Source organism: Pelomicrobium sp. (assembly GCF_036803785.1).
Lineage (GTDB): Bacteria > Pseudomonadota > Gammaproteobacteria > Burkholderiales > UBA6910 > Pelomicrobium.
Window position 1 is genome coordinate 1 of sequence record NZ_DAIRTR010000126.1, and the last position, 8,326, is coordinate 8,326.

An 8,326-nucleotide genomic window follows, 5' to 3' on the forward strand; every position below is an offset into this window, starting at 1 on the left:
CCCAAGGCCCCCGTCGTGGGCGCAGGGGTGGGCCGCTTCGTCGCCGCCCGAGTGGCGGCACGGCTCGACCGCCCCTATCGGGATTTTGCCGGCTTGTTCCGCCATATCCATGTCGATCCCCAGTGGATCGCCAGCTGTGCCCCGGCCGTGGCGGTGGCTTGCCTAGCCGCGGAGGAAGCGGAGAAGGCCCATGTGGGTGGTTAAGCTGGGCGGCAGCCTCGCTGGAGAGGCGGTGCTCAGGGACTGGCTGGAGACCCTTTCCCGCTACGGGGGCGGGCAGGTGATCATCGTTCCCGGGGGCGGTCCTTTCGCTGACCGGGTGCGGGAGGCCCAGGAGGCGTGGCGCTTCGACGACGGGATCGCCCACCGTATGGCCCTGCTGGGCATGGAGCAGTACGGGCTCATGCTGACGGGCATTTGTCCTGAGCTGGTGCCGGCGGCAAGCCGAGAGGCTCTGGTAGCAGCGCTACGCTCGGGACGGGTGGCCGTGTGGCTACCCACCCGCATGGCCCTTGCTGCTGAAGAAATTCCTGCCAGCTGGGACGTGACCTCCGACAGCCTGGCCGCCTGGCTCGCCCAGTACGTGAGCGCCGAGCGACTGGTGCTCGTCAAGCCCTTCGCGCCCGCCCAGGCGGAGATCGCGGCGGAGGATATGAGCCGTAGCGGTCTGGTGGACCCGGCCTTCCCGGCTTTCGTGCGCTCGGGCTGTTTTCAGACCCTGGTGCTCGCCAAACAGCAGTACGAGACCCTGGGCCAGCTCCTCCTCGGCAATGTGTGCCGGCCAATGGGCATGCCGGCCGAGCGGGATCTATAGGCCATCGGGAACTGATCGTCGCTTCGGTGAAGCGCGCTCGCAGCCGTTATGATAGCGTCTCATCCGCCCAACAGTGAGGGTCGGCGCATGTCCCAGACCAAGATCCTGCTCGACGAAAGCGAGATGCCCACCCATTGGTACAACGTGGTGGCCGACATGCCGAACAAGCCTTACCCGCCCCTCGGCCCAGACGGAAAACCCCTCGCCCCGGGGCGGATGGAGGCCATCTTCCCCGCCAACATCCTCGCGCAGGAGACAGCGACAGAGCGCTGGGTTCCCATTCCCGAGCCGGTACGGGAAATATACCGGCTGTGGCGACCTTCACCCCTATTGCGTGCCCACCGCCTGGAAGCCCTGCTGGGTACGCCGGCGAAGATCTACTACAAGTACGAGGGTGTCTCTCCCGCGGGATCGCACAAACCGAATTCCGCCGTAGCCCAGGCCTATTACAACCGCGTGGCGGGCATCAAGCGCCTCGTCACTGAGACGGGCGCCGGTCAGTGGGGCTCGGCGCTTGCCCTGGCAGGACAAATGTTCGGCATCTCGGTGCGGATCTACATGGTGAAAGTCTCCTACGGGCAGAAACCTTTTCGTCGTTCCCTCATGCAGGCCTGGGGCGCGGAGGTGTTCGCAAGCCCCAGCGAGCTCACCGAGGCCGGCCGCCAGGTGCTCGCCCGGGCACCGGACAATCCCGGAAGCCTCGGCATCGCCATCTCGGAGGCGGTGGAGGAGGCCGCCGCCCGCGCCGACACCAACTATGCGTTGGGTTCGGTGCTCAACCACGTGCTATTGCATCAGACCGTCATCGGACTGGAAGCAAAAAAGCAGCTTGAGAAGGCCGGAGATTATCCGGATATGATTTTTGCCCCCTGTGGGGGCGGTTCCAATTTCGCTGGGATCGCCTTCCCCTTCTTCGCCGACAAGGCGGCGGGGGACAAGCGAGCCGAGAAGCTGCGGCTCGTCGCGGTAGAGCCCGCCTCCTGCCCCACTCTGACCAAAGGCGTCTATGCCTATGACTTCGGCGATGCTTCCGGCTTTACCCCCCTCATGAAGATGTACACCCTGGGCCACGACTTCATCCCACCCGGCATCCATGCGGGCGGGCTGCGTTACCACGGCGACTCGCCCCTGGTGTCCCAGCTCTATCACGAGGGGCATCTGGAGGCCATGGCCGTACCTCAGCTCGCTACCTTCGAGGCCGGGGTGCAGTTTGCCCGCGCGGAGGGTATCCTTCCGGCACCCGAGTCCTGCCATGCCATCCGCGCCGCCCTCGACGAAGCCCTGCGCTGCAAGCGCACGGGGGAGGCCAAAACCCTACTCATCAACCTCTCGGGCCACGGTCACTTCGACATGGCCGCTTACGACAAGTACTTTGCCGGCGAGCTTTCGGATTATGAATATCCGGCGCAGGAAATCCAGGCGGCCTTGAAGCGGCTACCGGAGGTCCAAGCCTGAGCGGTTTTGGGCCGTGGATACCGGTCTATCCGGCTGCGGCCAGCCGGGCTCTCACGGCGGCGAACCGGGCGGGATCGAGGGTCCCGGTGCGCGCGCCTTGCCGGCACAGGGCACCGCGGAAGCCCAGGAAGTCGGGCGCGAGGGCCTTCAAGGGACCGATGTCCTCCTCCGTCAAAGAGCCGGCCAAGCCCACCGTCAGCCCGAGCGCGCGGGCCGCGTCCACGAAGCGGGCGAGCGCCTCCTCGTCCAGGTGGGTCCTCAAGCCTCCTCGGGTTTTGTCTGCCGTATCCAGCATGGCGCCCGCAAATCCAGCAGCGGCGATCTCGGGCAGCCAGGCCCAGTCGGGGGCCTGGTCCGCGAACAGAACCGCCACCAAGCGGCAGCCGCGGCGGGCAAGAGGCTCCAAGGCCCGTACGCACGCCAGGGACCGGGGTGAAGGGAACAGGCCCACCTTGATGTAGTCTGCGCCGCTTGCCGCCATGCGCTCGGCGGCGGCCCGCACGAGGGCAGGCGCCATGGGGAGATCCCCTAGGGTGGCGCTCACCGGGCGTCTGCCCCCTATCCAGCGGATGAGCTCCGCCGCGGTCTCGGGCGCAAGGGCCCCCAGGGCCCCGCGGTGCGGCTCCTTGAGGTCAATCAGGTCGGCCCCGCCTTCCAGGGCAAGGGTCGCTTCCTCGCGGGAGCGGACACTCGCCAGCAACCCGGTCATACGGGCCGCTCCGCTTGCCGAGCATCGTGGACTGCGATGGCTTCCATCAGCCAGCCCCAGGCCTCCCGCTCGGCGGGGCCCGCGGTCTTCTCCACCGCGATGCTCAGGTACTTCACTTCGGCCTCGATTTTCTCCCGAGGCAGCAGATGCAGGCGTGACACCAGGATGGCCGCCTCCAGCACCGCGGCCTGGGCCCGGTTGAAGCCGCGGAAGGGACGATGGTTTTGCAGATGGACCCGGCGGCAGTGGAGGCGCGGCCGCAGCGGGTCGTCTTCGGCGTGCAGGAGCTGCAGCTCGGCATGGGCCAGGGCCGCGACGAGGCGCACGCCGGGAATGCGGTCGGCGGGGGTGAGGGGCCAGTCCCGCCGCCCGGTCAGGCAGCCAGCGAAGATGCGCACGTCATCGCTGTAGTTCACCACGGCGTAGCCCGTGGACAGCACGTTCTCCAGGGTGGTGGAGGGCTTGAACGGCGCGAGCACTAGGAGGTCGCGCTCTTCGCGGATCCCCATGGGGGCGATGTGGACCGCGCCCGAGGGCGAGCGGGTCGTGACAATAGTCTCGAAGATCATGGACCGCTTTGCGCCTTCTTGGGTTTTTCCAGGGTCGTGCCGGGCGCTTGGTAGGCGCTTTTGTCTTCAGGAGCTCTCTCCACCGCGCAGCCCCAGTCCAGCACTTCGTCCTGGGCGTAGCGCTTGCCCAATTGCCAGGCGATCTGGGCTCGGGCGAGCTCCACGCCCAGGTAGAAAGCGTGGGCCCCGTCCTTTTCCACCCCGAGCCGGGGAAAGAAGGCGTAGGGGTCGGTGGCCGTATGGAAGCCGTCGCGATTGTACACGTGGATGCCCGATTCGCTCACCTGTACTCGGAAGCTCGGATCTTTGACCGCCTGGGCGATTTCGGCAATTTCCTCCGCCGTGTCCGGAAACGGCCGCCGGGCGTGGACGGTGAGGAGCGCCTCGGTGAAGTCCCGAGGCAGGCTCGCGCTTTCCCGTGCCGCGTACATCAGGCGGCGGGCCACGTCCGCTTCCCTGACCGCCCGCCGGCAGTGGGGGCTCACCTGGGTGGTGAGTATGGCGGCCACCCGCAGCTCCGAAGCGATCCCCAGCAGCACGGCGTTGATACCGGTGGTGTCGGCATCGGTCAGCTCGGTCAGGTTGCCTACTCCCATGAGGATGGGCACCTCCGGATGGCGGCGCCGCAGCTCCCAGTAGCGCATCAGGGAGTCGGTGAATCCGAAATGAATGGGCTCCAGAATGGGATCGGCGTAAAAGGGCCGGCCCCGCGCCTGCATCCAGGCAATCGCCCGCTCCAGGGAAGCCAGGTCCCCTGGGCGGGAGGGAATGAGGACCGGCACCGAGGCGACCCGCTCCGCCACCCACAAGGTCTCTTCCTTGAGACTCAGGAGATAGTCGGCGCCGGCCTCTGCCCCGCGCAGGAGCTCCTGGGGCTCCAGGGAATCCACGCTCACCCGGTAGCCTTCTGCCTTGAGCGCTTTTACCGCCTCGGCCAGGTGGGGGAAAGGCGTATCGGGCAGGCAGCCCAGATCGATCACGTCCGCGCCATCCCGGCGATAGCGCTCGGCGCGGGCGAGCAGGGCGGGGACCGGGAGGGCCGGCGCGTCCACGATCTCGGCGAACACCAGAATGTCATAGCGGCTCAGATCCGTCTCCAGCCCCTTGCCCCCGAAGTAGCGGGGGATGTCCTTCAACTCGTCGGGCCCCCGCCGGACCGGTACACCGTAATGACGGGAGAGCGCTTCCAGATCGCCGCGGCAGCGGCCGGGCACCATGATCCAATCGGCCTTCACCGGTTTCGGCAGCCGGCGCCGGATCAGCTCCGCGGTCATGAGGCCTGCCACGTTGATGCCGATCTGCACCACTTCATAGGTGAAGGGCGTGGGCTGCATGCCCTCGAGCACCTTGTGCAGGCTCTTCTCCGCCAGCCTGCCCGTCAGGAAGCAGATATGTTCAGGCATCGCAGCCTCGCTTCCACCGCCTGGCGCAGCTCTTCGATGGTGGTGGCGACCGTGGTGTATTCGAAGCGCTTGAGTCGCTCCGTATTCTCCAGGTCGATGCGGCGCGGATAGAGGGTGACCCACTCCTTGGGCGCTTCGGTGTAGACCTCGGGCTCGGCGTCGCAGGCGAAGACGATGCTCGGTATGCGCTGCTTGCCGGCCTGGGCGTAGATGTTGGTGACCAGGGTGTCGGCGATGCCGCACACCAACTTGGCCACGGTGTTGGAGGTGGCCGGGGCGATCACCACCGTGTGGTAGAAGCCGTGGTAGAACAGCCCCACCGGCGCGGCGCTCGCGGTGGTGTCGCGAAAGAGGCGAAAGTGCCGGCGCAGGTCCTCCAGGTCGACGTTGTACATGTGCAGCACTTCCTCCGCCGCCGCGGAGAGGTAGAGATCGGTGTAGGGCAGACGGGTGGCGATCTCCAGGGACTCCCGCAGGAAGTGTCCCGAGCCGGTGAGGGCCCAGGCGAACCGGGGCAGGGGATCCCGCTTCATGGACAAGCCCGGACCGGAAGCGGCCTGGGCCGCAGGCAGCGCTCAGGGAGCCCGGCGGCCGAGGACGTGGGGGAGCGACGGGAGAGGATGATCGGCATTTGATCCGCCCGCGTAGGGTGGCCGGCAAAAGGTTAGCATAACCCATGCCCGCGCTCCCGGGCGCGGGCGCCACGCCCGGCGTCCCGAGTGCTAATTCTTGTCGCCGTTCAGGTTGCGGATGTTGAGCCGCTTCATCTTGCGGTAGATGGTGTTGCGGCTCGTGTTGAGGTGCCGCGCCAGATTGGTGATGTTCCAGCGATGGCGCTCCAGCTCCTGGATCAGGGCGTCGCGCTCCGCGGCCTCCAGGGCGTTGAGCTGGGGGTCCCGCGCCGCAGGGGGCTCCGGGGGCGCGAGCCGCCGGCTCCCCAGCACCTCCGGGGGCAGGTCGCGTACGGTGACGGTGTTGCCTTCGCACAGGGCGAGGGCAGTGCGCAGCACGTTGCGCAGCTGGCGGATGTTGCCCGGCCAGTCGTACGCCTCCAGCACCTGTAACGCTTCCGGATCCAGGCGCACCCGATCGTTCCCGCCGGCCGCTTCGGCCAGCATGTGTTCGATGAGCTGGCGCTTGTCGGTGCGGCTGCGCAGGGGCGGCAGGGTCAAGGCGATGCCCTGGAGCCGGTAGTAGAGGTCCTCCCGGAACTCCCCCGCGGCCACCATCTCGCTCAGGTTGCGATGGGTGGCGGAGATGAGCTGGATGTCCACCTTCACCGGGACTTCCCCCCCCAGGGGGAGCACTTCCCGCTCCTCCAGCACCCGTAGCAGCCGCGCCTGGAGGGGCAGGGGCATGTCGCCGATTTCGTCCAGGAACAGGGTGCCCCCGTTCGCTTGCAGGATCTTGCCCCGGCGCCCCTCCCGGGTCGCGCCGGTGAAGGCGCCCGGCTTGTAGCCGAAGAGCTCGCTCTCGATCAGGGTGTCGGGAATGGAAGCGCAGTTGACCGCCACGTAAGGCCGGTCCGCCCGGTTGCTCGCGTAATGGATGGCCTTGGCGAAGATCTCCTTGCCTGTGCCCGTCTCCCCGTAGAGCAGGATGGGGATGTCCCGATTGAGCACCCGCTTGGCGCAATAGACGTTATGGGCCATCTTGGGATCGCCGAATTCCAACATGTCGATGAGCTGGCGGGGTTGCGCTTCGGGGCTGCTCTTGGTCGGCGAGACGCGGCTTACGAACAGCTCGCTCGAGCGGCGAGCCAGGTTCTCCGGTTGCTGGGCTACGGCAAAGAAGCGCGAGCCGTGGCGGGTCCCGTAGACCGGCACGGGATGGAAGGAGCTCTTGGCGCTGCGCGCCACCAGTTCGGGCAGCGCCGTGGTGAAGAGCTCGCCGATGTCGGCGCCAAAGATCTCCGACACGCTGCGCACGCCCAGCTGGAACAGGGCGCTGCGGTTGGCGGCGAGGAGCCTGCCTTCGGAGGAGAAGGCGAGGGCCCCCTCGTTCAGGGTATAGACGAACTCCGGCCGGCTATGGAAACGCACGATGTAGTCGTTTTTGTAGGTGCTCATGAAGGCCTGGTTCTCGATCATCTGGGCAGACATGTTCACCAGCGCCACCGCGTATTGCTGGGGCAGGGCAGACTGGCTGGAGACGTCCAGCACCGCCCGCAGATTCCCCTGTCCGTCGAAGATGGGGCCGGCGGAGCAGGTGAGGCTGATGTTGCGGGCAAAGAAGTGCTCCGTGCGGTGGATGACGATGGGGCTTTTCTCCACGAGACAGGTGCCCATGCCGTTGGTCCCCTGCTCCCGTTCACTCCACACGGCCCCCTCGATCAGCCCCAACTTGGCCCCGGCCTTGGTGAAGATGGGATCGCCCACCAGGCTCAGGATTACCCCGTCGGCGTCGGTCAGCACCACCGCGAGCTGGGAGCCGGCCAGCTGCTGGTACAAGTTGGCCATCTCCAGCTTGGCGTGGGGCACGATGTCCGACAGGCGCTCAATGCGTTCTTTGAGCTCCGAGGCATCCACCACTGGGGTGGGGTTGGGGCTGGCGGGATCGAGCCGGTAGTCCCGCAGGCAGCGGATCCACGACTGGGTGACCCGGTTTTGCAAGGCTTGCTCGCTCAGACCGAGGGAGACGGTGGAGCACACCGATCGAACGTGTTTTTCGATCAGACTGAGGTCGGCCATATCCTCCTCCGCGCTGTCTGGATTCCGGAAAAACGCGGTGCTTCCGGAATCCGTGGCGGTTTTATGATGGCAAGCGCCGGCGAAAAACGGATCAGAATAAAAACCGGCCCTGCTTTCCTATGGGTCGTTACAACGGCATTACAAACATAGCATTCTGCACCCTGTTTATCCATAGGCAGAGAAAAGCGCCCCCGCCGACTCGAGCGAGGAGCGTTTTGCACATCGGGGTCGTCCCGGGGAAGCTTTCTGGCATACTGGCTTGCCCACTGCGCTTTTGCCCAGCCGCGAGTCATGAGCCTGAAGTTGCGCCTTAACCTGCTCCTGAGCGCCCTCTTGGGCGCGGTCCTCCTCGCGAGCGCCTTTTTCGCCATGCAACGGGCCCGGGAGGACGTGCGGGCAGAAATTCAGTCCACGATGGACCTTTCCCGACACCTTCTGTGCGCCGGTTGGGCGGGCGCCGCGTCTGCCCCGGACCCCCAAGCGCTCGCGCGGTTGCGCCATTTGCGCATCGAGTTCTACGACGCCGCCGGACGCCCAATGCCCGCGCGCTCGAGCGGCCCAGCCGTCGAGCCGAAGGGCGTACCGGAGTGGTTCGCCGCCGCCTTGACCCGCATGGCGCCTGGGTGGGAGGCGGTGCGCTGCCCCTGGCGGGTGGGGGAGCAGGGGATGGGCGAGCTGGTGATTCG

The 8,326-nt window shown here is 66.8% G+C and carries 7 protein-coding genes and 2 pseudogenes; 4 read left to right on the forward strand and 5 right to left on the reverse strand.

The genetic code is table 11. From position 1 onward, the window contains the following. The 3 genes and pseudogenes from V7Q81_RS12815 to V7Q81_RS12825 all read left to right on the forward strand — a co-directional run. Positions 1-204, forward strand: a pseudogene (locus tag V7Q81_RS12815) (hydantoinase/oxoprolinase family protein); the annotation flags it as partial. Beyond that, positions 191-814: an amino acid kinase family protein gene (locus tag V7Q81_RS12820; protein ID WP_333843885.1), complete on the forward strand. Its 624-nt coding sequence runs from the start codon at positions 191-193 to the stop codon at positions 812-814. The pseudogene V7Q81_RS12815 and the gene V7Q81_RS12820, both read left to right, overlap by 14 nt. 87 nt (positions 815-901) lie before the next feature. Beyond that, positions 902-2,269, forward strand: coding sequence for a TrpB-like pyridoxal phosphate-dependent enzyme (locus V7Q81_RS12825; protein ID WP_333843889.1), 1,368 nt, complete (start codon positions 902-904; stop codon positions 2,267-2,269). A 25-nt stretch (positions 2,270-2,294) separates the two neighbouring features. On the opposite strand, the gene V7Q81_RS12830 is transcribed toward V7Q81_RS12825, so the two are convergent. From V7Q81_RS12830 to V7Q81_RS12850, 5 genes are all read right to left on the reverse strand, one after another. Further along, a complete protein-coding gene (locus tag V7Q81_RS12830; protein ID WP_333843892.1) occupies positions 2,295-2,978 on the reverse strand; it encodes a (5-formylfuran-3-yl)methyl phosphate synthase in 684 nt (227 codons plus the stop codon). Beyond that, positions 2,975-3,547 carry a DUF447 domain-containing protein gene (locus V7Q81_RS12835; RefSeq protein WP_333843894.1) on the reverse strand — a complete coding sequence of 191 codons (573 nt, stop codon included), beginning with the start codon at positions 3,545-3,547 and terminating at the stop codon, positions 2,975-2,977. The genes V7Q81_RS12830 and V7Q81_RS12835 overlap by 4 nt, the downstream gene beginning before the upstream one ends. After that, entirely contained in the window at positions 3,544-4,950 is a 1,407-nt protein-coding gene (locus V7Q81_RS12840; protein WP_333843897.1) for a DUF6513 domain-containing protein, read from the reverse strand. The genes V7Q81_RS12835 and V7Q81_RS12840 overlap by 4 nt, the downstream gene beginning before the upstream one ends. Then, complete coding sequence (locus V7Q81_RS12845; protein WP_333843900.1) at positions 4,926-5,483, reverse strand: flavoprotein; 558 nt, start codon at positions 5,481-5,483, stop codon at positions 4,926-4,928. Before V7Q81_RS12845 ends, V7Q81_RS12840 begins: the two co-directional genes overlap by 25 nt. A gap of 189 nt (positions 5,484-5,672) precedes the next feature. Beyond that, positions 5,673-7,640, reverse strand: coding sequence for a sigma-54-dependent Fis family transcriptional regulator (locus tag V7Q81_RS12850; protein ID WP_333843902.1), 1,968 nt, complete (start codon positions 7,638-7,640; stop codon positions 5,673-5,675). A gap of 291 nt (positions 7,641-7,931) precedes the next feature. Between V7Q81_RS12850 and V7Q81_RS12855 the strand changes: the two are divergent. Continuing rightward, positions 7,932-8,326: pseudogene (locus tag V7Q81_RS12855) on the forward strand (hypothetical protein); the annotation flags it as partial.

Excerpts from the sequence above, each read along its gene's own strand:
- V7Q81_RS12820 (WP_333843885.1), top strand. The coding sequence starts at position 191 with ATGTGGGTGGTTAAGCTGGGCGGCAGCCTCGCTGGAGAGGCGGTGCTC.
- V7Q81_RS12825 (WP_333843889.1), top strand. The coding sequence starts at position 902 with ATGTCCCAGACCAAGATCCTGCTCGACGAAAGCGAGATGCCCACCCAT.
- V7Q81_RS12830 (WP_333843892.1), bottom strand. The coding sequence starts at position 2,978 with ATGACCGGGTTGCTGGCGAGTGTCCGCTCCCGCGAGGAAGCGACCCTT.
- V7Q81_RS12835 (WP_333843894.1), bottom strand. The coding sequence starts at position 3,547 with ATGATCTTCGAGACTATTGTCACGACCCGCTCGCCCTCGGGCGCGGTC.
- V7Q81_RS12840 (WP_333843897.1), bottom strand. The coding sequence starts at position 4,950 with ATGCCTGAACATATCTGCTTCCTGACGGGCAGGCTGGCGGAGAAGAGC.
- V7Q81_RS12845 (WP_333843900.1), bottom strand. The coding sequence starts at position 5,483 with ATGAAGCGGGATCCCCTGCCCCGGTTCGCCTGGGCCCTCACCGGCTCG.
- V7Q81_RS12850 (WP_333843902.1), bottom strand. The coding sequence starts at position 7,640 with ATGGCCGACCTCAGTCTGATCGAAAAACACGTTCGATCGGTGTGCTCC.